We start from the raw sequence: 24,785 nt of genomic DNA on the forward strand, positions 1-24,785 counted from the left end.
GGCCGGAGTGGGAGGGGCCGGGGGCAGCGGTGGACTCCGGCCCGGCTGACGCCGTCGACCGAGCGGATGTTCCACGTCTGCTGCACCGTGGGAGGCGTGCGGGTTCTGCTCGGGCGGCACGGCTGGTCCTCGTACACGCCGGACCCAACCGCAGGAGGGCGTCTGTCCGGCGGCTGGTCGAGCGCGCCCTCGGCAGTCTCGCTGTGGCCTGCCTCGACCAGGTCGCCCGAGCCGTCCGGCGCAGCCTGAAGCAGATGCAGCCTGAAGCAGAGCCGGTGCCGCCCCATCTCATCGGTCGATGCCTCCCCACCGCCGGCCTGATCAGGGACGGCCGGCCACCTCCTTCAGGCCGGCATCACGAAATCGGCTTCGGTGGTGCAAAGTTTGATCGCGCTCTGCTCGTATAGCCCCATAAGTCACCGTTTCTCAAGGCTTGGGATGGAATCGGACCATTCTCCTGTCCGTGTCCTGTAAAACTGCCGCCCGCGCTCTTGCCGCTCCGAGTGAATGCCGACTAACGTCGAACGGACCGGGAGTGCCGCTGCGGGCGAGCCGCCGGAAGGGCATCCGCATAAAGCGTTCGAGGGCCGTCGTCGTCCGCTGCCTGCCCGTCCGTTGAAATCCGCCCGTCCGGAACTCCGCGGCAGGTCGGTGCAATCAATCCCCCAGAGCGAGCTTTTCTTTCCCCCGCTGGTCCGCTCTCTGTTCCGGAGAGGATTTGCAGCCCGTGCTGATGGAAATTACCTTACCGGCTCCGCGAACACAGCGCGGGCGATGCGCCGACCCGGATTCCCCGGTCTCCTCCGCGCCCCGGAGCGGGGCCGGGGGAGTGGGGGCGGAGAGACGCGACGGGTCTGCGAGATGACGCACCCGCAACCGGTCGGGCCGAAGACGTTCAGGGTCCTCGGCCCTTTGAGCATCACGGACGGGTCGGAGGACGTCGTCCTCCAACCGTCGAAGCCGGCCACGCTGCTTGCCGCTCTCCTACTGAGCCCCAACGCCGTGGTCTCCACCGAGTCGCTCCTGCGCGCCGTGTGGGGCGATGTCCAACCGGCCTCGGCAAAGACGTCCTTACACGCCTGCGTGCTCCGGCTCCGGCGGATATTCGCAGGCCACGGCATCGCCGGAACACGGATCGAGACGATCCCGGGCGGATACCGCATCGCCGCGGACGGCCGGACCCTGGACCTGATGCGCTTCAACGAGCTGATGCGCGCCGCGGGCGCGGCACGCGACCCCGAGCGGGAACTGCTCACGCTGTCGGAAGCCCTGGCGCTCTGGAAAGGTCCTGTCCTGGCCAACGTCCACTCCGATCTGCTGCACCGGGACGAGGTGCCCAGGATCAGCGAGGAGTGGCTGCGAGCGACCGAACGGCGCTACGACGTCGAGCTCATGCTCGGCCGGTCCCGCCAGGTGATCTCCGAACTGTGGCGCACCACGCGCTCCCACCCGGGCCACGAACGTTTCTGGGAACAGCTGATCGGCGCGCTGTACCTGGCCGGCCGGCAGATGGAGGCCCTCGCCGAGTACCGCCGGGTGAAGGGGTACCTGCAGGAGGAGCTCGGCGTCGCGCCCGGGGCTTCGCTGCAGCGGCTCGAACTGGCCGTACTCCGCGGGGAAGAACTCGATCCGGGACAGGCGCGCCGCCGCTCTGCAGGGCCCGTCGAGCAGGTCGCGTTGTCCGGCGGCGGCCGCCCGCAGGGCTTCGCGCCCGTACCCGGCCCCGTCCCGGGCTTCACCGGCCGCCAGGAGTGCGCGGCGATCGTCGCCCACCTGGCCCGGGACCGACCGGGGACGGAGCTGGTGGTGATCTCCGGGGCACCGGGCACCGGGAAGACCGCCCTCGCCCTCGAAGTGGCCGCGCTCGTCCGGGAAGCCTTCCCCGGCGGCAGCGGAATCTGGCCGGCCGGCGGGGACGGGAGGTCTGCCGGAGCCGGCGGCGATCACCCGCTGCCGCCGTCGGCCGCCCCCACCGCCCCGGTAGCCGCGGCCGACAACGGCCGGGTCCTGCTGATCCTGGACGACGTCGTAGCGGCGGAGCAGGCCCAACCTTTGCTCAGATCGGCCCCTCGCGGCGCCGTGATCGTGACCAGCCGGCTGAGTCTGGCGAGCCTGGTCGCCACACACGGAGGCCGGGTGTACCGGCTGCAGCCGCTCACCGAAGAACACTCCTTCGACTTGCTGGCCACGGCTCTCGGGCCCGAACGCACCGAGGCCGACGCCGGGGCGGTACGCGAACTGGCGGCCCTGTGCGGCCACCTCCCGATCGCGTTGCGCATCGCGTCGGCCCGGTTGCTCACCCGTCCCCGGCTCAGAGTGGGCGACTTCCTGCAGTGGCTGCGCGAAGATCCGTACGGGCGGCTGGCGATCGCGGGCGACCCCGGGGTGTCCGTCGCCGGAATGCTCGCCGGCGCACTGGAACGGCTCGATCCCGCCACCGCCGGGGCGTTCCTCACCGTGGCGGCCGCCGGGAACGACCCCCTGTCGACCCGTACCGCGGGAATCGCACTGGGCCTTCCCGACGCCCGCGCCGAGGAGCTCATGGAGCGCCTGGTCGACGTCGGCCTCGCGGAGGAAGGAGGGCCACCCGGCACCTACGGCCTCCACGACCTGCTGCGCAGGTTCGGCCGGGAACTGGGCACACGCCCACCCGCCGCCCCGGGAGACGGTCCCCGCCGAGGTCCGCTCTCGCCGACGGGCACGGTCCCCCGGTGACGCCCGCCTCCGGAAGAGCACAGAGCCACCGACCGGGGGCGGGTCCGCAGCTTGCCGACCCCGCAGCAGTCGAAGCCCAGACCTTCTCCAACAGGAGTGTTGCCGACATGGACGATGCGTACGAAGCGGTCGCCGGTACGAGACCGCGCATCCGCCGGGACACGTTGTTCACCAGGACCCCGCACGGCGTGCTCTTCCACAACGCCGACGGGGGCTTTCAGCTCGAAGGCCGGACCGCATACCGGTTCGCCACCCTGGTGGTGCCCTTCCTGACCGGGGAACACCTGGTCGCCGAGGTCTGCGAGGGACTCGGCGCGAACCAGCGCGAGATGGTGGTCAAGCTGGTGACCGCCCTGTACGAACGGGGCTTCGCCCGCGCCGTCCCGCCCGAGGACGGCAGACCCTCACCCCTGCCCACGGCGGTCGCCGACCGCTTCGCCCCGCAGATCGCCTACATCGACCACTACGCCGACGGTGCGCACCGACGTTTCCACCGTTTCCGGCAGACGCGGGTGGCCGTGCTCGGCGACGACCTGGTGGCCCGCTGGTGCGTCCTCAGCCTGGTCCGCAACGGCGCCCGCCGCGTAGGCGTGCTGCCCGGACTCGACACACCGGAGAACGGGCTCGACCAGGTGGCGGAGGAGATCCTGGAGCTGACCGGCCACAAGTGCCCCGTCGAGCTCTCCCCGATCCGGCCGGCCGGCACCGACGGCGGAACCGGCCCGCTCGACTGGGCCGATCTCGCCGTATACGACACCGTCGTGACGACGGACGGACCCGCCGGCCACCGCCAGCTCATCCACCTGATCCGCACCGGGATCCCGCAGGGCCGCACCCTGCTGCCGTACTCGGTCATCGGCCGGCGCGCCGTCGTCGGCCCGCTGATGGTCCCCGGGACGGCCGGCTGCTGGTGCTGCGCCGCGCTGCGGCTGGGAGCCAACGGCGATCCCGGCGCCGCCGCCGACCTGTGGAGCGCGATCGCCCTGGGGACCCGGACGACACCCCTCCCGCAACGGCCCGGGCGGCCGCTGTCGGCGATGCTGGGAAACCTCCTCGGGTACGAGGTGTTCCGGCTCGCCACCGGGGCGCTGCCCGCCGAGACCGAAGGACAGGTCCTCCTCCAGGACCTGGAGTCCTTCGACGTGAACGCCCAAACGCTGCTGCCCCACCCCGGCTGCCCCTTCTGCACCGAGGAACGGGCTGCCGACGACCCGGGGGAGTACCGCGTGGGGCAGCCGCCCACGGCCACCCGGCCGACGGGACCCGGAACACCGATCCACGCCCCGGCCGTGGTCGACCGGCTGATCGAACAACTCGACGCGCGGATGAGACTGGTCGGCCCGGCCGTGGGGGTGTTCCGCCGCTTCACGGACGAACCGTGGACCCAGACACCACTGAAGATCGGATCGCTGAGCCTCGCGCCGGGCGGATCCGCCCGCCGCGAGATCGTCGCCTTCGACGTCCACACGGTGGCACAGGCCAGACTCGGAGCGATCGAGGCCGCCGCCGCCGTTCACGCCGAACACTCCTCGCCGCCCGTGAAACCGCTCAGCGGCACCGAACTCGCCCGGGCCCGCTCCCGGATGCCGCTGCTCGCACCGGACTCCCTCGCCACCGCGAGCGGCACGGGCGCGGACCCCGACCACATCGGCCACTGGGCCGTCGCCACCTCGCTGACCACCGAGGACAAGGTGCTGGTCCCCGCCGCCGCGGTGCACACCTTTGGCCCGCACAACGCCGAACGGCTGCACATCCCGACCGGCGCAGGAACCGGCGTCGGCAGCACCCCGACCGACGCCGTGGCCCACGGCCTGCGAACGGCACTGGCGTACGACGCCCTGCAACGCGCACTGCGCCGGGCCGTCCCCGTGGGCCTGGTCGTGCCGGAGCACCTGGAGACCGACGCCGAACTCGTCTTCCTCGCCTCCTCGGCCCGCAACCTCGGCCTCACCGTCGAACTGCTGGATCTGGGCGAGGCCCGGCGCACCGGCGTCCACGTCCTGCTGGCACGTGCCCTCGACCCCGCCGACGGCACCTGGTCCTGGGCGGTCGGCAGCGCACCGTCCTGGCAGCGGTCGGCCACCACGGCCCTGCGCGACCTCATCGGACCCGTGCAGCTGCGCCGGGACCCGGAGTTCGGCCCGCCGGCCGCCGACGGCAGTCCGGCCGCCGTCGACACCGGTGACCCGCTGCTCGGCGACTTCGAGCCGGCCACCCTGCACATCACCGAGCAGGCCGCTCCCGGCCCGGACGGCAGCTGGGAGGCGCTGCTGCCACGGCTGCGCGAGCACGGCGGGGACGCCCTCGCCGTCCGGACCGGCCCGGCGGATCTGCGGGCCGGGGGACTCGAGGTGGTCCGCGTGATCCTCACCGGCGGGTCCCCCCATGCCGGCTGACCTGTCCGGCGGTCATACGCCGCCGCGGATCGCGATCTCGATGCTCGGCCTGCGCAACGAACTGACGGCCCGACCGCCCTCCGCAGGCCCGGCACCGGACCCGGACAGCGTGCCGGTCCAGATCTACGGCCACCACGCCCTGGTCGGCCCGTTCACCCGTACCGGCACCCGCACCGGCACCCGTACCGGCACCCGCACCGGCCCGTCCCGGCCGTGCCGGACGTGCCTGGCCCGCCGCTGGCAGTCGGTGCGCCCCCGCCGGCTGCGCGACGCCCTGGAACTCGGCACCGGGACCACGGCGACGCACCCGACACCCCACGTCACCCCGTTCACCGTCACCGCCCTGTCCGCGCTCGTCGCCGCCCACCGGGAATCCGCGCCACCCGGCCCGCCCGGGACACCGTCCGCGGACGTCTACGAGGTCGACCTGCGCACACTCGAGGTGACCCGGCACCGACTGCTCGCCGACGCCGACTGCCCCGCCTGCTCGACCGGCGTGCCCGAGAACCCACCCACGGCCGCGATCACCCTGCACAGCACCCCCGAGCACGCACCGGGCTCGTTCCGGCGACGCTCCCTCGCCGACTACGACCTGCCGCTGGACGCACTGGCCAACCCCCACTGCGGAGCCCTCGGCGCGGGCACGGCACCCGACCTGACGTCGGTCTCCACCTCCGCCGTCCTGGGAGCCTTCGCGGTGCGCTCCGGGGACAACCTGCGCGAGGTCTTCTGGGGCGGCCACGCGGACAGCTACACGACCAGCACGAGGATCGGGATCCTGGAGGGCCTGGAACGCCTCGCCGGGATGCGGAACGGGACCGGGATCGCCCCTGTCGTCGGCACCTTCGAGGAACTGGCCGCCGACGCCCTGGACCCCGCGATCTGCGGCCTCTACCCGGACGCCTTCCACCGGGCCAACCCCGACGTGCCCCCCTTCGCCCCCGACCGGGAGATCCCCTGGGTCCGGGGGTACTCGCTGCGCGACGCGCGGACCGTCCTGGTACCGGAGATCATCGCCTACTACCACACACCCGGACTGCACCACCGGTTCGTCCAGGAGAGCTCCAACGGCTGCGCCTCCGGCGGATGCCTCGAAGAAGCCGTCTACTTCGGCCTGATGGAGGTCATCGAGCGGGACGCCTTCCTGCTCTCCTGGTACGGCAGGGCCGCGCTGCCCGAGATCGACCCGTCCGGGGACGGCACCGACCCGCACATCCGCCAGATGGTCGACCGGCTGGCGATGTACGGCTACCGTGCCCGCTTCTTCGACGCCCGGGTGACCTTCCGGACCATCCCGGTGGTGGTGGCCGTGGCCGCCCGGCCTGACGGCGCCGCAGGCACCCTGTGCTTCGGCGCGGGCGCGAGCCTCGACCCGCAGGCCGCGCTGCGGGGCGGCCTGTGCGAGATCGCCACCGACGCGGTGAACCTGCAGAGCCGGTTCCGCCGCGACGAAGCCCGGCTGCGCACGCTGGCCGCCGACTTCGACCTGGTGCAGACCCTGCACGACCACCCCATGCTCTACGGGACACCGGAGATGGCCGTCCACGCCGCGTTCCTGCTGGACCCGCGAGAGCCGCGGCCGCGGCCTCGGTCGCTGGACGAGCTGCGAGCCGAGGCAGGCCGTAGCCGCTCCGGCGACCTGCGCGAGGACCTCGAACGGTGCCTGGCGGAGGTCACCGGCGCCGGGTTCGACGTCATCGTCGTCGACCAGACCCGGCCCGAGCAGCGTGACCTCGGGCTGCGGACCGTCAAGGTGATCGTGCCCGGCCTCCTGCCCATCGACTTCGGCCGGCACCGGCAGCGGGCCCCGCACATGCCGCGCACGCTGACCGCCCTGCGGGAGGCGGGCCTGCGGGAGCGCGACCTGCGACCGCAGGACCTGAACCCCGCGCCGCACCCGTTCCCGTGAGCTCGCCCGGCCCCCGATCGAGACAAGGACACCCCATGGGTTTCGCTCATGACTACGCAGCGGCAATCCTGGCCCGCGGCAGAGTCCGCATGGAGCCGCTCGACTTCACCCCCGACTGGCGGGACCGCCCCCGCAAGGCCAAGTTCTACCCGGGCGCGGAGGTCTTCCCCCTGCCCGAGGCCGGCCTCCCGCCGGGGGGAACCGTCCAGGACGGGATCTTCCCCGGCGGGGACGCCGCGGCGGGCCGCTTCACACTGCCGTCGCTGGCCGGCATGCTGCTCGACTCCTACGGCCAGCTCGGCCGGCGGCTCGCCGTCCACGGCAACACCGACCTCGCCGAACTGCCCCACTACTCGCGCACCAACTGGTTCCGGGGCGCCTCCTCCGGCGGCGGTCTCTACCCCGTCACCATCTACTGGGTGTGCGGCGCGCAAGGCCCGATGCCACCCGGGGTCTACCACTACGCGACCGCCCGGCACGCCATGGTCCGCCTCGCCACAGGGGACCTCTCGGGCGACGTACGCGAGGCGCTGGGCGGGCTGCCCGAAGCCGACGGAGCCGACAACTTCCTCGTCCTGGGAGTGAAGTTCTGGCAGAACTCGTTCAAGTACAACAGTTTCTGCTTCCACGCCGTCAGCATGGACGTCGGCGCACTGCTGCAGACCTGGCGGATCTGGGCGGGCTCGCGGGACCTGCCGGTGACCCCGGCGCTGTGGTTCGACGAGCAGCGCCTCGGCCGTCTGCTGGGACTCACCCCGGCCGAGGAAGGCGTCTTCGCGGTGGTCCCGCTGCCCTGGCAGACCACGGGACCCCTCGCACCGCCGGTCGGCGTCCTCCCGCGGGCCGTACGCCACCGGGACCACGAACGCTCCCGCCGAGTCCGCACCTTCGGCACCGTCGAGCGCATCCACGCCGCCACCCTGGAGAACGCCGCACAGCGGCCCGCACCCGGCGCACTCGAGAACGCCGCCGCCCGGCCGGCGCCGACGGGCAGACCGCGGACCCCCCTCCCAGCAGCGGCCCCCCTCGCCATGAACGTCCGAACGGCGCTCCGCCGCCGGCGCAGCAGCTTCGGCCGGTTCCAGGCGGCACCCCCCATCACCGCGGCCGAGCTGGCCGCCGTCCTGGCGGCAACCGCCGCGACCGGCGTCCACAGCGACGCCCAGGCCCACGGCGAACCCGCACTCGCCAAGCTCTACGCCTTCGTCAACCACGCCGAAGGCATCGCCCCCGGCGCCTACGAGTACGCACCCGGCCCGGGGGAGCTGCACCTGGTGAAACCCGGCCCGCCCGGCGGCTTCCTGCAGAAGAACTACTTCCTGGGCAACTACAACCTCGAACAGGCCGCGGCCGTCCTGGTGCCGACCGTCCGCACCGGCGCCGTACTCGACGCGGTCGGGGACCGCGGCTACCGGCTGGTCAACGCCACGATCGGCGCGATCGCCCAGACGCACTACACCGCCGCCAGCGCCCTGGGCCTGGCCGCCGGAGTGGCCCTCGGCTTCGACAACCTCTCCTTCGTCGAGGAACTCGCACTCCCCGACGGCGAAGCCCCCATGCTCCTCATGATGATCGGTCACGAACGGCCGAACCCGGCCGAGTTCCGCTACGAGATCGCCTGACGCGGCGAGGAACGGAGGCGAGAGGCCATGACCGCACCGACGGCCGACCGGGCACCCGGCACCCAGCCGCCCCGACCCGGCGCCGATCCCGGCGAAGACTGGGCCCTCCAGCAGCAGTTCATGCTCCGCGTCGCCGGCCTGCCGATCGACGCCGCCCGCCGGCTGCGCTGCACCGAGAGCAGCCGGTGGGCCGCGCACGTCATCCGGGAGGAGGACCGGCTCGCCGCCCGCGGCGCCGCACTCAGCGACCGGCTGCACCCACTGATCGGAGCAACCGAGGACGCCGACGCCCGGCGCGCACTCATCCGGCTGCGCCGACAGCTCTTCAACAGCCGCCCGGCCCACGGCCACCTGGACATCCCGGCACTCCACGACAGCCGGGCAGCGGGAATCGCCGAGGACATCGCCCACTGGGCAGCGGACCTCACCGGGCTCGCGGACCTACGGGCCCGGGGACCCGCCGTCCTCGCCGCCGACCTCGACCGCACCCGCACCGAGCTGCGCCACCTGGCGGCAGAGCCCCGGCTCCGCGCGGGCCTCCAGCTCGCCTCACCCGTACTCGCCCAGCAGCTCGACGCCTTCCTCGACGACGGCCCCCACCGCCCACCGGAGCGGCGCCGACGCAAGATCGAACGCTCCCTCACCGCCTACGTCTACCGCATGGCCTGCAAGACCAGCCCCTTCAGCACCTTCACCGGCGTCGCCGTCGGCGACCTGCAGCCGTCCCCGGCCGACACCGCCGCCCCACCGGTCATCCAGATCGCCGACCGATGGTCGAGCCACCCCCGGCTGAACGTCGTGGTCCTCGCCCGCCTCGCCGACTCGGTCCTCGCCGACCGCGACAGGCGCGACGACCTCCCCGTGAGCCCGGCCGCCGGATGGACCGAGAACGACGACCACATCCGCTACGTACGCCGCCGGATCGCCACCGGCGACGACACGGCGGCCGTCGCCTTCGACACCGCCTCCGACCGGATCTTCTTCCTGCGCCGCAGCGGGACGCTGCACCGGATGCTCGAACTCTTCCGCCACCACCCCGCGATCCGCTACCGGGAACTGTCCCACTGGCTGTGCCGCGACCAGCAGGCCCGGCCCGAGGAAGCGGAACGCTACCTCGGGGCGCTGACCGAACTGGGCCTGGTCCAGGTCCCCTGCCTCGCCGTCGACGTCCACAGCACCGACCCGGCGCGGGACTTCCAAGCCGCCCTGCGCACCGTGGACCGGCCTTGGGCACGAACCCTGGCCGACCGCCTCGAAGGACCGATCTCCTGCGTGGACCGGTATCCCTCGGCCGGTCCGGCCCAGCGCGGACACCTGCTCGCCGACCTACGGACCGCCCTCCAAGAGATCCAGCGTGAACTCGGCGACGACACCGCGACCCTGCCCCGGTCACTCCTGTTCGAGGACGTGAGAGCCGGACCCGAAACCGCCGCATACCCGCTCCCGCCCGCCCCCGGCCAGGACGGCGGACTGACCGGATCGCTGTACGCCGTGGAACGGGTCCTGCGGGTATTCGACCGGACCATCGCCCACCGGATCACCTTCAAAGGCTTCTTCCTGGCCCGCTACGGAGCGGGCGGACGCTGTGACGACCTCATCAGACTGGTGCACGAATTCCGTGAGGACTTCTTCGAGCAGTACCTGACGGCCGCCGACCGCCGTACACCCTTCGACGCAGACGGCGCCTACACCCCCGAGCCCAACTGGCTGCACCTGCCCGGCATCACGGCACTCGACCAAGCCCGGCAGGCGTTCACCCGCATGCTGCGCGAACAGTGGGAGCGGCACGGCGAGGACGAGGAGATCCGCCTCAGCACGCCGGCGCTCACCGCGGTCGCCGACCTGTTCCGCGGCACCGGGCCGCTCCTCAACCCCAGGACCCACTTCCTGCAGCCCGTCGCCCGCACCGGCGATCCCCACGTCGTCCTCAACCAGTCCTACGGCGGACTCGCCTTCCCGTTCAGCAGGTTCACCCACTGCTTCGACGCCCCCGACGCCCGCGACGCCCCCGACGCCCCCGCCGACGGCGACCTGTCCGCCCGGCTGAGGCGTGCCGCCGCCGAGGCCGGGCCGCACGGCGCGGTACTGGCCGAACTGACCGGGGGATTCGCCACCACCAACCTCAACCTCCACGGCCGGCTGACCGACTACGAGATCGTCTCAACCGGTGAGGTCAGCTCCGCCCCGCCCGAGCACCGGATCGACGTCGAAGACCTCCACATCGAGCACGACCCCGCATCCGACCGGCTCCTGCTGCGCTCGACCCGGCTCGGACGCGAGGTGATCCCCGTGTACTTCGGCTACCTCGCCCCCCAGATGCTCCCTGAGATCCCCCAGACCCTCCTCCTGCTGTCCCCGACCTGGATGATCCCCCTGGACATCTGGGCCGGCATACCCCACGCCCCCGACCACGACGGCGTCACCGCACGACCCCGGATCCGCTGCGGACACATCGTGCTCAGCCGCCGCACCTGGCAGACCGACCTGACCACCCTGCCCACCCGCGGCCCCGGCACCACCGACGCCACCTGGTACCTCGCCTGGCAACGCTGGCGCCACGACCACGGCCTGCCACCACGCGTCTACGTCCGGGTCAGCACCCCCGACACCCCAGCGGGCGCCCGCCGGCGCACCCCGCACGGCAAACCCCAGTACGTGGACTTCGACAGCCACCTCGCCCTCAACGCCCTCGACGCCCTCCTCGACCAACCCGCAGGCCAGGCCTACTTCCAGGAAGCGCTACCCGACGAGGACGACCTGTTCACCCGCTCCGGCCGCGGCCACCACATCGCGGAACTGGTCGTGCAGACCCTCACCACCACCGCACCCACCCGAACCACCGGCCGACCCGAAGGAGACCGATGACCGCCCCGACCCCGAGCACGACGGACCTCGACGATCCCGCCGGCCCCTGGCAGGCCCTGCACGTCTTCTACGCCGCCAACCCCCGCCCGCTGCTGCTCCAGTGCGTCCACCCCCTGATCCGCAGCCTGCGCGACGAAAAGCTCCTGAGCGGCTACTTCTTCATCAACTACTGGCTCGAAGGCCCCCATGTCCGCCTGCGCCTCAAACCCGCCACACCGGACGCCACCGACGAGATACGACACCGCTCCAGACACGCCGTGGACGACTTCCTGCGCGCCCGCCCCGCCCTCTACGACGTCGAGGCCTCCGGATTCCGCGCCGACATGTACAACACACTCTTCGGCCTCGAATACCCCGACAAGGACCAGGAACAGCTCAAGTCACCCGACGGACGCATGCGGCTACGCCCCAACAACACCGCCAGCTTCGAACCCTACGAACCCGAATACGGCAAGTACGGCGGACCGGCCGGGGTGGCACTCGCCGAATGGCACTTCGAACACTCCAGCGACCTCGTCATCGGCGCACTCGCCACGCTCAACCTCCACCTGCGCACCGTCACCCTGGGAACCGCCGCCCAACTGATGCTGGTGATGGCCGCATCCTTCCTGCGCGACCGGGAGGACGTCATCGACTACCTGGACTCCTACCACCGCTTCTGGCACACGTCCTTCGCCGGCACCGACCTCATCGGCGGCGACGAGTACGAAAGCGGCTACGCCAGACTGCCCACCGGCGCCGACACCCGGTTCGAGGCCATGCTCGACGCGATCCGGCACCGGGAGACCCACCGGCTGCCCGCGACCCTCCGCGACTGGGCCGCCCACTGCCGCGAACTGGCCCAACGTGCAACGGACCTCGCCCACCACGGAGAACTCGTCTTCCGCTCCCGGGACGGAAGCCGGGACCAGCGGATCACCGACCCCGACGAAGCCCTGCTGCGCCTGCTCTTCCCCTACATGCACATGACCAACAACCGCCTACACATGACCATCCGCGACGAGGCCTACCTCTCCTACGTCCTGTACCGAACACTCCAGGACCACCGGCCACCGAGACCCACCACCGGAACGGACCGCGACCGATGACCGCGGACACCCCACCCAGCGAGCTCGCGGCACACCGCCCCGCCCTACGCCACGACATCGAACTCAGCGGCCCACTGCTCCACGGCACCACCACCGTCCACCTGGTCCGCACCGGCCGGAGCCGCCGCACCCTCCTCCTCGGCGAACGGGAACACTTCCTGATCACCCGACTCGACGGCCACCACACCCTCGGCGACATCGGCCACCAGTACGCACAGCACTTCGGCCGCGCCCTCGGCGACGCCAACTGGGCACAACTCCTGCGCCTGCTCTGGGCCAGAGGCCTGATGGCCGGCGCACCCGACCCCGCCCCCACACCCACCACCACCAAGAACACCCCACTGTCCGGCACCCTCGAACTCATCCCCGACACCACCGCACTCACCGACCGCCTGCTGCGCACCACCGGCTTCGCCCTGCGCCCCTGGATCCTCGCACCGCTCCTGCTGGCCGCCCTGACGATGGAGACGGCCATCGCCGCCCACCTCGGAGACCACCTCCACCGCAGCGGCCGGCTCCTGCACCAGCCCGCCGCCCTGGTGGCCGTCGGATGCGCGCTGTGGATCAGCTCCGCGCTGCACGAACTGGCCCACGCCCTGGCCGCCCGCCGCTTCGGCGCCGAGGCGGGCAGCATGGGACTGCGATGGCGACTGCCCGTCGTGATCGCCTACTGCGACATCCACGACCTCCCTTTCCTGACCCGCCGCCACCAGGTCGCCACCGCCGCAGCCGGAACCGTCATGAACCTCCTCGTCCTGCTCCCGTTCTGGGCCGTGAGCACCACCCTGCCGTCCACCAGCCAGGCCTGGCCCGCACTCTCCGCACTGCTGCTGTCGGGCAGCGCGCTGGCACTCGTCAACCTCGTCCCGCTGCCCCCGTTCGACGGCTACAGGATGATCGGCCACGCCCTGGGCGTCCACCGGCTCGCCGCCGAGAGCCGCCGCTACCTCGCCCTGCGGATCACCACGACACTCCGCCGCGACACCCCGGCCCGGCTCACGCCCTACCCCCGCCGGGCACGCGCGGTGTACACGGCCTACGGCCTGGGCACCCTGACGGCCCTCACCGGCGCCGCCGTTCTCTGGTCCGCCGCCTGGTACCGGGCCCTCGCCCCGCACCACGGCGCCTGGACGGCCGCCGCCCCCACGAGCCTGCCGCTGCTGCTCCTCACGCTCACCGCACTGCCCGCCCGCCGGCGCCACCGGCCCACCGCCGCCGCCACCGCGTCGGCGGACCGCCGACCGACGACCGAAGCCGAGGCAACATGAACGAGCAGACCCCGGGCACCGCACCCGCACTGGTCCTCAAGGCCGTCCACAAGAGCTACCACGACCACCCGGCGGTGAGCGGCGTCTCCCTGGAGGTACGACGCGGGGAGTTCCTCGGCCTCATCGGGCCCAACGGCGCGGGCAAGACCACCCTCATCGAGATCATGGAAGGACTCAGACAGGCCGACTCCGGCACCGTGACCGTCCTCGGCCGAAACCCCTGGCCGCGCAACCGGGACCTCCTCCCGCGGATCGGCGTACAGACCCAGGGATCCGCCTTCTTCAGCCGGCTCACCGCCCGCGAACACCTGCGCACCGTCGCCGCCCTCTACCGGCTCGACCACGCGGCGGCCGACCGCGCACTCCGCCTGGCAGGCCTCACGGACCGCGCCGACACCCGCGTCGAAGCACTGTCGGGCGGCCAGCGCCAGCGACTGGCCATCGCCACGGCCCTGGTCCACGAACCGGAGCTGATCTTCCTCGACGAGCCCACCGCGGCCCTGGACCCGCAGGCCCGGCGCTCCCTGTGGAGCGTCCTGCGCACCCTCAAGTCCCAGGGCCGCACCATCGTCTACACCACCCACCACCTGGACGAGGCCGAAGCCCTCTGCGACCGCGTGGCCGTCCTGCGCTCCGGACGCATCGCCGCCCTGGACCGCCCGGACCGGCTGCTCGACACCCTGGGAGCACCCACCCGCCTGACCGTCCCCGCCGACCGCATCACCGTCGAAGCGGCCGAACACATCGCAGGGGTCGACCGGGCCGCCCTCGAAGGGATGTCCGTGATCATCGAGACCCGCAGCGCCGGCGAGGTGCTGGCCCGCCTCGCAGCGACCGTCGGCCTGGAGAAGGTCCAGACCCGCACCGCCACCCTCGAAGACGTCTACCTCACCCTGACCGCACCGGAGCCGACCCCGTGAGCGCCTACCGCGCGCTGACCGGCGCCGCCCACCGAACCGCCTACCGCGACAAGACCACCCTCTTCTTCACCTTCGCCTTCCCCCTCATCTTCCTGGCCATCTTCGGCACCATCTTCCGCGACGAGCAACCGGGCGCGGACGGGCTCGGCGCCATCGCCCACATCGCCCCCGGCGTCCTGTCCTGGGGCCTGGCCAACGCCGCCGTCTTCGGCACCGCCTTCACCCTCGTCCAGTGGAGACGCGACGACCTCCTGCGTCTCATCCGACTCACCCCCACCACCGGCCGCACCCTCGCGCTCTCCCGCTACACGACGGCCCTGACCACCGCAGCCCTCCAGACACTCCTGTTCACCGGCGTCGCCCTCCTGCCCGCCTTCGGCCTGCACCTCGGCCCGAACTGGCCACTGTCCATCCCCGTCCTGCTGACCGGCATCACCACCTTCCTCGCCCTCGGCCTGGTGATCGGCTCGATCGCCGCCACCCCGGAAGCGGTCTCCGCCCTCGCCAACTTCGTCATGATGCCGATGGCCTTCTTCTCCGGATCGTGGATCCCCCTCGACACCCTGCCCGGCTGGATCCGCACCCTGTCCACCGTCCTGCCCCTGCGCTACCTCAACGAAGGCCTCACCCGGACGATCGCGGGCCGCACCGACTACCAGCACGCCGCCGCCGCCTGCGGCGCCCTCCTGCTCTTCACCCTCCTGCTGAGCGCCGCCGCACTGCGGATGTTCAAGTGGAGCGACACGCCATGACCGCACCCCGGCCACCGCACCACCCGCCACCCGACGACACCCCGTGGGCACTGGCCCGCGACACCCTCCAGCAGTCACTCGACGAACGCCTCGCCCTCACCCACCGGCCCGGACCGCCGGCACCCGCCCCCCGCGTGGCGACACTCGGTACCACCGACGCCCGCACACCACCGAAAGACGAACCCCACCGGAGCCTTCGCCGCCGCGCCAACGTCCACCTCACCGCCGACACCATCCTGATCGGCCCCTGGGACGACCGCGGCACCGAACCGACCGCCTGCGGCAACTGCCTCGCCCTGCGCCGGCAGCGCCTGCGATCGCGCTCCGAACGGGAAGCCCTGGAGAACGGATCCGAGACCCGCGCAACGGCCCGACGCCCGCCACTGCCCGCCTACGTCCTCGACGCCGTCTGGGCCCTGTACCAGGCACGGCTGCTGCCCCGCCACCCCGACCACACCCGCCACGGCCCGCCCCGGCCCCGGGTCACCGAACTCGACCTGACGACACTGCACACCCGAACCGTCCCCATCCTCCCCGACCCGATCTGCCCCGCCTGCACCGAACCCCGACCCCAACACGCCGACGAGGCCCGCATCACCCTCACCTCACGCACCAAACCCCACCCCGAGACCTACCGGCTCCGGCCTGCCGCCAGCCTCCCCCTCCCCGAACAGGCCCTCGCCAACCCGGTCTGCGGCGCGCTCGGCCCCCGCACCCACCTCAACCTGACCTCCCCCACCACCGCACCCGTCTCCGGAGCGGCCTTCGTCCGCGGCTACGCCGGACTCACCGACGTCAACTGGAGCGGCCAGAGCAACAGTTACACCACCAGCCGCCGCCTCGCGCTCCTCGAAGGCCTCGAACGGTACGCCGGCACCCACCAACGACGCGGCACCCGCCCCGTCCTGGACTCCTACGACCACCTCCACGACGCCGCACTAGACCCCCGCACCTGCGGCAGCTACACCCCCGACACCTACCGCGACGACCCCCACGTCCGACCGTTCGACCCGGCCGCCACCATCCCCTGGATCTGGGGCTACTCCCTCCGGGACCAACGCCCCCTCCTCGTCCCGGTCCGCCTCGCCCACTACAGCGCGGAACTCAGCTCCGACAACTTCGTCTTCGAATCCTCCAACGGATGCGCCACCGGCAGCTGCCTCGAAGAGGCGATCCTGCACGGCCTGCTCGAACTGATCGAACGCGACGCCTTCCTGCTCCACTGGTACGGCGCAGCCGAGGCCACCGAGATCGACCTCCGCAGCCTGACCACCGGACCGGTCCGGGCGATGGCCGACCGCGCCGCCCTCCAGGGCTACCGCCTCCACGCCTTCGACAGCCGGGCCGACCTGCCGATCCCCGTCGTCACCGGCCTCGCCGTTCGCCACGACGGCGGCCCGGGACACCTGTCGTTCGCCGCCGGCGCCGCCCTCGACCCCGAACAGGCGATCACGGCGGCCCTCGCCGAAGTCCTCACCTACATCCCGCACCTCGCCCGCCAGGTCCACGACCACCACGACGAACTCCAGGCCATGGCCGACGACTTCACCCTGGTCAGACACCTACCGGACCACGCCCGGCTGTTCGGACTCCCACGGATGGCCCGCCACGCAGACACCTACCTGGCCCCGGCCGCCCGACGCACAGTCCACGACACCTACCGGGACTGGGCCCGGATCAGGCCCCGCACCGACGACCTCCTCGACGACCTCGGATTCTGCCTCGACCACCTCACCGGCGCCGGCCACGACGTCATCGTCGTCGACCAGACCACCCCCGAACAGCAGGACATCGGACTGCGGACCGTGGCCACCATCGTCCCCGGACTGCTACCGATCGACTTCGGCTGGCACCGCCAGCGCGCACTCACCATGCCCAGGCTGCGCACCGCCTTCCGCCGTGCGGGACGGCGTACGACCGACCTGTCCGACGAGGAGATCCGCCGTGTGCCGCACCCGTTCCCGTGACGGCATGCGAAGCCCCCCGGGCCGGACGACACCGACCCGAGGGGCACACGCGCGGCAGGACGGTCAGGCGCTGCAGCTGGTGGTGCTGGTGGTGGAGGAGCAGGTGCTGGTCGAGGACGCCAGCTCGATCTCCGTCGCGTCGGTGTAGTCGGAGAGCTCGAAGGTCTCCGACTCCAGCTCCAGGATCTCCTTGGCCAGCGTGGCGAGGTCGGACTTGGCTGCCATGGTGCCTCCTTCTCGGATCGTGACCCGCTGTCCCGTACAGGTCACCTGTGACTACCAGTCCAGCAGCCGCCGCTGACGGATCCCCCCGAACCTCACTGACAACCCGATGACACACCCCCCGACGACTCCCACCGACCGGCACGGAGGAACCCGCGATGACCCCACTCGGACCTGCCACGGTGCAGAAGATCCACGCGGCCACCGCCGACGTCCTCGTCCCGGCCGCCGCGCTCTACCTAGACCTGCACAGCCACCCCGAACTCTCCAGCCACGAACGGCGCACCGCACAGCAGTTCGCCATCTGGCTCGCGGAGGCCGGCTACACCGTCAGCACCGGCATCGGGGGACACGGCGTGGTCGGCCGCCTCCACCGCGGGGACGGACCCGTGATCCTCATCCGCGCCGAACTCGACGCCCTGCCGGTGACCGAGCGCACCGGTCTCAGCTACGCCAGTACCGTCTTCGGCACCACCGAGTCCGGCGAGAAGGTTCCGGTCATGCACGCCTGCGGACACGACCTGCACCTGGCCGCGGCAGCGGGAGCGGCAACGGTCCTGGCCCGGCTGGCCGACGACTGGCACGGCACCGTCCTCGTCGTCGGCCAGCCGGGGGAGGAGACCCTCAGCGGTGCCAGGGCCATGCTGGAGGACGGCCTCTACACCAGATTCGACCCGCCCACCGTCGCGCTGGCACAGCACTCCGCCAGCTTCCCCGCCGGCCTGGTCGCACACGGCCGCGGACCGGTCATGGCCGGCAGCGTCACCTTCGAGGTGACCGTGCACGGCACCGGCGGACACGCAGCCTCCCCCCAACTGACCGTCGACCCGGTGGTCACGGCCGCCGCCATCGTCATGCGCCTGCAGACCGTGGTCTCCCGGGAGACCGGTCCGGCCGAGCCGGTCGTCCTCACCATCGGATCACTGCACGCCGGATCCGCCAGCAACGTGATACCCGACCGGGCCACCCTGGGGATCACGGCACGCGGCTATTCGGACGAGGTGCTGAACCGGGTGGGCCGAGCCGTGCACCGCATCGTCCAGGCGGAGTGCGCCGCCTCCGGCTGCGCCCGCGAGCCGGACATCACGGTGGTCTCCCGCTCTCCCGCGAACGTCCCCCACCCGGCCGTCACCCGCACGGTCCGCGCCGCCCACAGCGAAGTGCTCGGAGCGAAAGCGGTGACGGACTGGCAACTGTCCATGGGAGCAGAGGACTTTGCGCTCCTCGGGGAGGCCGGGACGGGGATTCACGGCGTGACCGGCATCCGCACCGCCTACTGGATGCTCGGCACGGTCGCCCCCCGGCACTGGGCCGCGGCACCCGGAACCACGGCGCCCGAGAAGATCAGCCGCCTCCCGTCGAACCACTCGCCGGAATTCTCCCCCGACCTCCGGCTCTCCCTGCCCACGGGAATCTCGGCCATGGCCGCGGCCGCGCTGTCCTCGATCCACCAACGGTGAGCGGACGACGGCGCTACCGGGGATGCGGGATCCACGGAGGGGCCCGGCCGGCGAGTCAGCAGGGGACAACGGCCGTCACGGGCGATAGCGGGCGGAGCACTGAAGGAAGATCCAGGGCCTTCTGCCTCAATCGTCATACTGCGAATCATCCTGAGAATCGTCAGGGGTGCTATTCTCATCTGAATCTGGCGTGTAGTAGTACCTGGGCTGCGGAGTATCTTCGGGTATTGTAGTCGCATTTTCGTCGAAGTAGATACCCTGGATTGTTGGCGCCGGCGGCGTGTAGACGGCCTTGATGTCGAGCTTTGCGGCAGTCAGCTGGAAGGATTTCAGCAGATCGCGCATCTGCTCGTCCCTCACAAGGTCGTAGTTCCCTTCCCGGAGTGACGCTCTATCGATCTCCTCGAGACTGCTCCAGGCCAGCTCGGGATTTGCTGCGAATTCGGCGAACCATCTGTAAATTTCCCAGTAGGCGTCCCTTCCGTCCGGAACCGGGTTGTCCGAGGCTATGTACAGATCTCGCTCCGACTCATCGAGTGACATCAGCCAGCGATGGAAGGACATCTTTCCGTGCTGCTTTTCTCCTCCCTCTTTTGTGGAAAGGAGGAACTCGGCGCCGTAGTGGCCGTAGCAGAATTTCCTGATGGCGTCCCTCTGGAGGAGAAGCACCTTATCCTCCTCGTTCAAACGCTCGAAATCCGCCATGATCTCTCTCCGGGCACCCATGTCCTGCACGGAAGCAATCATGTTGGCCAGCCACTTGTCCTGGCTCTGTGTGAGCGCTGTGAACCACTCGGCGTTGTTCTCGCCGGGCAAGGTCTCGGTCACGATGAGTGCAGCATGAGCCAGGCGCTTGCCGTCGACCGTGGGCTCGAGGCAAGCGATCAAGTGAATGTCCCTGTCCCCGGTCGAAGCGAGGGGGCCGGCGCTGCCCAGAATGCCGGTACACGTGTGGCCACTCGCGGTGCAGCTCTCTGCGGTTCCCTGACACAACGCGGTCCCCGGCGGTGCGTCGAAATCGTAGCCGGCCAGCTTCAGCCGTATTTGCGGTGATTTCACGGTGAGGTAGTCGAGGGCCTCGACCAGGGTGAGGGCGCCAATATTATAGTTCGAAATTTCAACCGGTCCCCGGTGGACGTGATCCGGGTCCGGGGGCAGGCCTCGGCGGGCGACCTCATATCCAACGACCTTCTCCAGAACCGTCCCGTGGTCCGTGTATGTGGAGAGCGTCCAACCGTCAGGCAATGTGATGAGCGGCTGAGCGTTGGCGTCGAAGGTGCCATGCGAGGCTACCCAGATGGTCATGAGGATACTCATTTCCTGTCGCGACATGCTAAGGTGCGGGATGCCATTGTTGCATCCGCACATGTGAGATATCTGCACTTTGGAGTGCCTCTGCGGGACGTCGGAGATGCCTTGGAAATTCCAGGAACAAGCCCGATCGGGCAGGACTCTTCAAAGCTCAGCGCGAGAGCTTGAGCGATGGCAGACCGGCGTGGGATGCGGTAGAGACGCGTGATGCCGTAGGGCCGGCATAATCGACCCCATGATCTGGTACCGGTCGATTGATGCACGATTCTCTGCCGGCCCCTTTATCCGTCCCCGTCCCTGCGTGTCGGCAAGGGCCGGCGTGCGCATTGCCCTTTCGGGCTGACTGTTCCGGCCTTCCTGCTGCCTCTTCGCAGGTTAGCCATCGCCCGGCGTCTGTCACTCTTAAGCATCGGAGAGACCGTATCCGTGACCGGCTCTCCGTTCACATATGCGACACGAAGGGGTGCGCAATGGGCCAGGACCAGTCTTCGCCGGCGCTGGAATCGCGTCCGGCTGCCCCCGGGACGCCGTCGGTGTGTTCCTGGCGCCGACGGCTTCTCTGTGCCCGGCGCGAAGTCTGCCGTGTGGTGACGATTCTCGGCGGCGGTGCTCCCGCACGCCCGCACGGTCCCGCCACCGACAGTCCAGCGGTGCAGCCCCGCCGGGGTGACGGCCTCTCCCTTCCCGGACACCACCCGGCCCGGCGCCGAATCCTCACCCTGATGACCCTCGAGGCCCCGGACCTCATCGAGCTGTCCGCAGCGACCGTCCCGACAGTCGACCGAGGATAACCGGTCCAGGGACGATCCTGGGGCTTTCCACGACTTCGCGGGCACTGAGCGCTGCATGGCTCATCCGGCTCCGGCAGGCAATGAAAAGCCTCATTGGGCAACGGTCCGGGTCCGCATTCCTACCCGGAATAAAAGCCGTACAAGAATCTCTCCGGGCCGAACCGGTGCGAATCTGACGGTGGGCTGTGCTTTGTCCGTCCCGTGGTCCCTCGGTCTTGTGGCTGATCCTGCAGCACATCCGTTGCATTGCAACTGCCGGCGGGCCGGGAATTCATCAGCCCCAGGCCGGAATGACCGCAGCGCTACGAAGGAGGCGAGATGGAGTGGACCACATGGTGTCTTCGAGCGGTTCAGTGCTGGGATCTACCGGATCCCCCGCCTGATTCACCGGACGTCGATCTGTCGGATCCCTGGAGCGCCCTCGCATTCAAGGTGTCCACATCCGGGGATCCGGTCGACAGCTATGTCGAGGAGTTCCTGGCCCGGATCAGGTCGGAGGAATTTCCGGCGGGGCGGGACGACCTCGCTGCACTCATAAAGAAGCACGCGTACATCCTCCGCTGGCCAGATCCGTACATCAATACGGACTGGGAAAGCATGTTTGCGGTACATGAGGAGGGGACGTTCTGCTGGGACGGGAGCAGCTGGGTCGAATGGGGAGACGAGGCCGACGACGGCACTTGGTGGGGGCTCCTGGCAGATCTTCGGCCGAGTTGGGACGGGAGGTGGGAGTCCTGGGGGGACGCCGTCCTCGGACCGCTCGGAGCCGTTGCCGAGGAAAGAGGCCAGTTCGAACGGTTCGAAAAATTTTCACGGGAGTCGCAGGAGTGGGATGTCGACTACGCACGGGCGTATATCGAATGGGCCTGCGGTGTCAAGATCGAACGGTTGCCGGGCCCGGGTAATTCGCCGATGGCACAGGAAATCTACCAGGCCGTCGTATCAACTCTGTCGGAAGAGTTGGGCGAGCGCCCGTCGGACAGTGAGCTCTCGGAAATATGGGACGACGTGTGCGCATCCCGGCAGGCCGATGGTGAAAAAATCAAGGAGGAGGTGACAGCGGCATTCCTCGAACGCATCGCCGCGCCACCGGCGGAAACGATAGATCAGATGAGCGAAGCGGTGGACAGGTTTCTTGACAGCGTCAAGAAAGTCTATTCGGATATCGAGATCGGCCGCTGACGGAATCGGCCGAAGAATACTGGCGGAAATGGGTGAGAAGTGGGCGCTGGCCAGTCGAGAACCAAGTCGGTGAGTGAGCGGATCGGCGCTCTCCAGGAGGAGTTCGAGGCTTCTCCGCGGAGCACTGAAACGATCAGGGGAATAATCGGAAAACTGGATGTTCTGCTGGAAGATCTGAGTGCGATGGGCGATGTCGTCGAGATCGTGGACGGCGAAGAACGGCGGCTGGAATCCGTGGTCGGCGGAGTTCTCAGCATCAAGGCCGGTCTCACGAGCGTTCTGGACGGCCTCCCTGAGGACGTCAAGCCCGTCAGGCTGATGAATCAAGATGGCAGGCTGTTCTACCGGGGGGAGCCGGTCTGGGCCGACGTGTGGTGCAAGGCACAGGCCTGCACAATCAACGGAGAAATCGTTGCAGCGCATTCTCTTGGCACAAAATATTGGACCAGGACGCTGCTCGAGGGTGATTCCCCTCTGTCCTTCGATCCGGACCGGCAGTATCACGTGCAGCGTGACAGGTCCGGCCGCTGGATGCTCACAGACAAATTCGGGGAGCTCTTTCCGGAATATCTGGTTCCGCAGGCCGATGAGGAAAGCGATACCACCAGCGGGGAGACTGACGTCGCCGAACGCGGGCCCGAGCCGCCGCCTTCTGCAGCCGAGCGGCTGGCCGCAGAATTCTCCGACACGGTACAGGCGCACATGTCCGAGTTCATGACCGGTGCGTCCGAGCTCGCCGGACAGGTCGGAAGGTTTTTCTCCGGCGAAGAACAGATGAAATCCGGAATGATGCGGGTTCGCGGGGAGCGCCTGCAGAAGAGGGCGACGACGTTCGATCGCGCCCACGGCCTTTCTTACCAGGGGAAGGAAGTGAGGTCGTCCGAGCGGGGAAGGCGGGCGGAGGTGGTCGTCCACGACGGTGTCATCCTGTCGAGGATGAGCGGTATTGCCGGCGCCAGCTTTAATCCGCTGCTGCTCGGAGGGGAGCCGCTGAAATTCAAGGAGAGTGAATGGTATTTCTTGTTGCTCGACCGTGACGACACCTGGGTCCTCGTGGACGAGTCCGGGACCTACCTGGATCAGGATCGCCAACCCGGCCCGGATTATGACGACACCACCGACGAGGAAGACGACGAGGCGGAGGAGGTGATCGGTGACGGCGCCGTCCATGCCGACGAAAGCGGCATCCACGAAAATCATCGCGAAGAAGACGCCCCGGTGCGCAGGCCGGATCCGGTGTCGGGTGTCGTGAGGGTTGCCGGGTCGGAGATCGAGGTCAGGCCGGAGGACTGCCGGCTGATGTACAGGGATGCTCCGATCTCTGCCAAGATTTATGGTAACCGTAGGGACGTGATCTCTTTGGAGGGGTACCTCTATTGCTTGACGAATGCGGCGAAGTTGAGGCTCAGGGAGAGCGGGCAGCTTTTGAAGTTCCCCGGTTCGGCGGATTACTTTCTGGAGAAATATCCGTACGACAATTCATGGAATCTCGTCAGGGTTGATTCGAGCGGAGACTTCGACGTGGAGCAGCCTCCCCGCGTGGAATACGAGACCAGCAGCGATGAGGTCAGCATAAGCGCTGGTCAGGTCGATAAAGATGGCGCCTCCGGGAGTGGCGAAGAAGAAGGCGGCCCGGTGCGCAGGCCGGATCCGGTGTCGGGTGTCGTGAGGGTTGCCGGGGCGGAGGTCGAGGTCAGGCCGGAGGATCGCCGGCTCATGTACAGAGGTGCTCCGATCTTCGTCAAGATTTATGGTAACCGCAGGGATGTGATCTCCTTGGAAGGCTTCCTCTATTGTTTGACGAATGGGGGGCGGTTGAGGCTCAGGGAGGGCGGCCGGCTGCTGGAGTTCGCCGGTTCGCCGGATTACTTTCTGGAGAAATCTTCGTACGACAATTCATGGCAGCTCGTCCGGGTTGAGTCCGGCGGAGACTTCGACGTGGAGCAGCCGCGCCAAGTGGACGACAGTGAGGATGACGACAGCGATGAAAGTTAGTCGGATCGGCGATCAACCCGTACCCCAGGGCGGTTGCAAAGTCCTGGGTGTCACCCGTCCGTGAGCTGCTGCTGGTGGCCTGATCGGCGGTCCTGACCGGGGCCCGTTCCTTCGTCTGAGCGGCCACCGTCCGCTCCGGCGGCCTCGCGCCGTGGCCTCCCTGTCAGCGAAACGGCCGTCATCGCTGTGCCACCTTCAGGAACCTGTGAGCCGTGAGCCTGCCGGTTGTAGCGGGCGTCCGCCGGCGTGTGGGAGCCAGCGGGGACGTCCCCTGGCATGCGCGCCCCCATGGGGAGTGCAGGCGCGTCGTACGATTCTCAGT

Annotated in this window: 15 protein-coding genes and 1 pseudogene; 14 read left to right on the forward strand and 2 right to left on the reverse strand. The window is 69.8% G+C overall.

Annotated elements, in window-relative coordinates; translation table 11 throughout:
- Positions 1-33: 33 nt before the first annotated feature.
- The 11 genes and pseudogenes from AB0D08_RS22460 to AB0D08_RS22510 all read left to right on the forward strand — a co-directional run.
- Positions 34-249 (forward strand): annotated as a pseudogene (locus tag AB0D08_RS22460) (hypothetical protein); the annotation flags it as partial.
- Positions 250-912: 663 nt separating this feature from the next.
- Complete coding sequence (locus AB0D08_RS22465; RefSeq protein WP_359891019.1) at positions 913-2,715, forward strand: BTAD domain-containing putative transcriptional regulator; 1,803 nt, start codon at positions 913-915, stop codon at positions 2,713-2,715.
- Positions 2,716-2,822: 107 nt separating this feature from the next.
- Entirely contained in the window at positions 2,823-5,111 is a 2,289-nt protein-coding gene (locus AB0D08_RS22470; protein ID WP_359891022.1) for a TOMM precursor leader peptide-binding protein, read from the forward strand.
- Entirely contained in the window at positions 5,101-7,020 is a 1,920-nt protein-coding gene (locus tag AB0D08_RS22475) for a TOMM precursor leader peptide-binding protein (RefSeq protein ID WP_051811632.1), read from the forward strand. The genes AB0D08_RS22470 and AB0D08_RS22475 overlap by 11 nt, the downstream gene beginning before the upstream one ends.
- A gap of 35 nt (positions 7,021-7,055) precedes the next feature.
- Complete coding sequence (locus AB0D08_RS22480) at positions 7,056-8,642, forward strand: nitroreductase family protein (protein ID WP_033817986.1); 1,587 nt, start codon at positions 7,056-7,058, stop codon at positions 8,640-8,642.
- 27 nt (positions 8,643-8,669) lie between these two features.
- Positions 8,670-11,507 carry a lantibiotic dehydratase gene (locus AB0D08_RS22485; protein WP_359891025.1) on the forward strand — a complete coding sequence of 946 codons (2,838 nt, stop codon included), beginning with the start codon at positions 8,670-8,672 and terminating at the stop codon, positions 11,505-11,507.
- Complete coding sequence (locus AB0D08_RS22490; protein WP_359891027.1) at positions 11,504-12,595, forward strand: lantibiotic dehydratase C-terminal domain-containing protein; 1,092 nt, start codon at positions 11,504-11,506, stop codon at positions 12,593-12,595. Before AB0D08_RS22485 ends, AB0D08_RS22490 begins: the two co-directional genes overlap by 4 nt.
- The gene (locus AB0D08_RS22495) at positions 12,592-13,863 is read left to right on the forward strand and encodes a M50 family metallopeptidase (RefSeq protein ID WP_359891030.1); all 1,272 of its coding nucleotides are present in this window, start codon (positions 12,592-12,594) and stop codon (positions 13,861-13,863) included. The genes AB0D08_RS22490 and AB0D08_RS22495 overlap by 4 nt, the downstream gene beginning before the upstream one ends.
- Positions 13,860-14,783: an ABC transporter ATP-binding protein gene (locus tag AB0D08_RS22500; RefSeq protein WP_033817985.1), complete on the forward strand. Its 924-nt coding sequence runs from the start codon at positions 13,860-13,862 to the stop codon at positions 14,781-14,783. Before AB0D08_RS22495 ends, AB0D08_RS22500 begins: the two co-directional genes overlap by 4 nt.
- The gene (locus AB0D08_RS22505; RefSeq protein ID WP_033817984.1) at positions 14,780-15,535 is read left to right on the forward strand and encodes an ABC transporter permease; all 756 of its coding nucleotides are present in this window, start codon (positions 14,780-14,782) and stop codon (positions 15,533-15,535) included. The genes AB0D08_RS22500 and AB0D08_RS22505 overlap by 4 nt, the downstream gene beginning before the upstream one ends.
- Entirely contained in the window at positions 15,532-17,502 is a 1,971-nt protein-coding gene (locus AB0D08_RS22510) for a TOMM precursor leader peptide-binding protein (protein WP_359891033.1), read from the forward strand. Before AB0D08_RS22505 ends, AB0D08_RS22510 begins: the two co-directional genes overlap by 4 nt.
- 63 nt (positions 17,503-17,565) lie before the next feature.
- On the opposite strand, the gene AB0D08_RS22515 is transcribed toward AB0D08_RS22510, so the two are convergent.
- On the reverse strand, positions 17,566-17,727 hold the full coding sequence (locus AB0D08_RS22515; RefSeq protein ID WP_033817651.1) for a thiazolylpeptide-type bacteriocin: 162 nt from the start codon (positions 17,725-17,727) through the stop codon (positions 17,566-17,568).
- 155 nt (positions 17,728-17,882) lie between these two features.
- Here AB0D08_RS22515 and AB0D08_RS22520 point away from each other — a divergent pair, with 155 nt between their 5' ends.
- Positions 17,883-19,184, forward strand: a complete 1,302-nt coding sequence (locus AB0D08_RS22520) for an amidohydrolase (RefSeq protein ID WP_359891037.1) — start codon at positions 17,883-17,885, stop codon at positions 19,182-19,184.
- 126 nt (positions 19,185-19,310) lie between these two features.
- On the opposite strand, the gene AB0D08_RS22525 is transcribed toward AB0D08_RS22520, so the two are convergent.
- Positions 19,311-20,489 carry a putative adhesin gene (locus tag AB0D08_RS22525; protein ID WP_359891039.1) on the reverse strand — a complete coding sequence of 393 codons (1,179 nt, stop codon included), beginning with the start codon at positions 20,487-20,489 and terminating at the stop codon, positions 19,311-19,313.
- 1,115 nt (positions 20,490-21,604) lie between these two features.
- Here AB0D08_RS22525 and AB0D08_RS22530 point away from each other — a divergent pair.
- Together AB0D08_RS22530 and AB0D08_RS22535 are read left to right on the forward strand one after the other, a co-directional pair.
- A complete protein-coding gene (locus tag AB0D08_RS22530; RefSeq protein WP_149037861.1) occupies positions 21,605-22,468 on the forward strand; it encodes a hypothetical protein in 864 nt (287 codons plus the stop codon).
- A gap of 69 nt (positions 22,469-22,537) precedes the next feature.
- Positions 22,538-24,463, forward strand: coding sequence for a hypothetical protein (locus AB0D08_RS22535; RefSeq protein ID WP_359891042.1), 1,926 nt, complete (start codon positions 22,538-22,540; stop codon positions 24,461-24,463).
- The last annotated feature ends 322 nt before the right edge of the window (positions 24,464-24,785 follow it).

This window comes from Kitasatospora sp. NPDC048540, assembly GCF_040651175.1.
Lineage (GTDB): Bacteria > Actinomycetota > Actinomycetes > Streptomycetales > Streptomycetaceae > Kitasatospora.

Bases quoted from the DNA above. Each gene is read 5' to 3' on its own strand.
- AB0D08_RS22470 (WP_359891022.1), top strand. From the start codon at position 2,823: ATGGACGATGCGTACGAAGCGGTCGCCGGTACGAGACCGCGCATCCGC.
- AB0D08_RS22475 (WP_051811632.1), top strand. From the start codon at position 5,101: ATGCCGGCTGACCTGTCCGGCGGTCATACGCCGCCGCGGATCGCGATC.
- AB0D08_RS22480 (WP_033817986.1), top strand. From the start codon at position 7,056: ATGGGTTTCGCTCATGACTACGCAGCGGCAATCCTGGCCCGCGGCAGA.
- AB0D08_RS22485 (WP_359891025.1), top strand. From the start codon at position 8,670: ATGACCGCACCGACGGCCGACCGGGCACCCGGCACCCAGCCGCCCCGA.
- AB0D08_RS22490 (WP_359891027.1), top strand. From the start codon at position 11,504: ATGACCGCCCCGACCCCGAGCACGACGGACCTCGACGATCCCGCCGGC.
- AB0D08_RS22495 (WP_359891030.1), top strand. From the start codon at position 12,592: ATGACCGCGGACACCCCACCCAGCGAGCTCGCGGCACACCGCCCCGCC.
- AB0D08_RS22500 (WP_033817985.1), top strand. From the start codon at position 13,860: ATGAACGAGCAGACCCCGGGCACCGCACCCGCACTGGTCCTCAAGGCC.
- AB0D08_RS22510 (WP_359891033.1), top strand. From the start codon at position 15,532: ATGACCGCACCCCGGCCACCGCACCACCCGCCACCCGACGACACCCCG.
- AB0D08_RS22515 (WP_033817651.1), bottom strand. From the start codon at position 17,727: ATGGCAGCCAAGTCCGACCTCGCCACGCTGGCCAAGGAGATCCTGGAG.
- AB0D08_RS22520 (WP_359891037.1), top strand. From the start codon at position 17,883: ATGACCCCACTCGGACCTGCCACGGTGCAGAAGATCCACGCGGCCACC.
- AB0D08_RS22525 (WP_359891039.1), bottom strand. From the start codon at position 20,489: ATGACCATCTGGGTAGCCTCGCATGGCACCTTCGACGCCAACGCTCAG.
- AB0D08_RS22530 (WP_149037861.1), top strand. From the start codon at position 21,605: ATGGAGTGGACCACATGGTGTCTTCGAGCGGTTCAGTGCTGGGATCTA.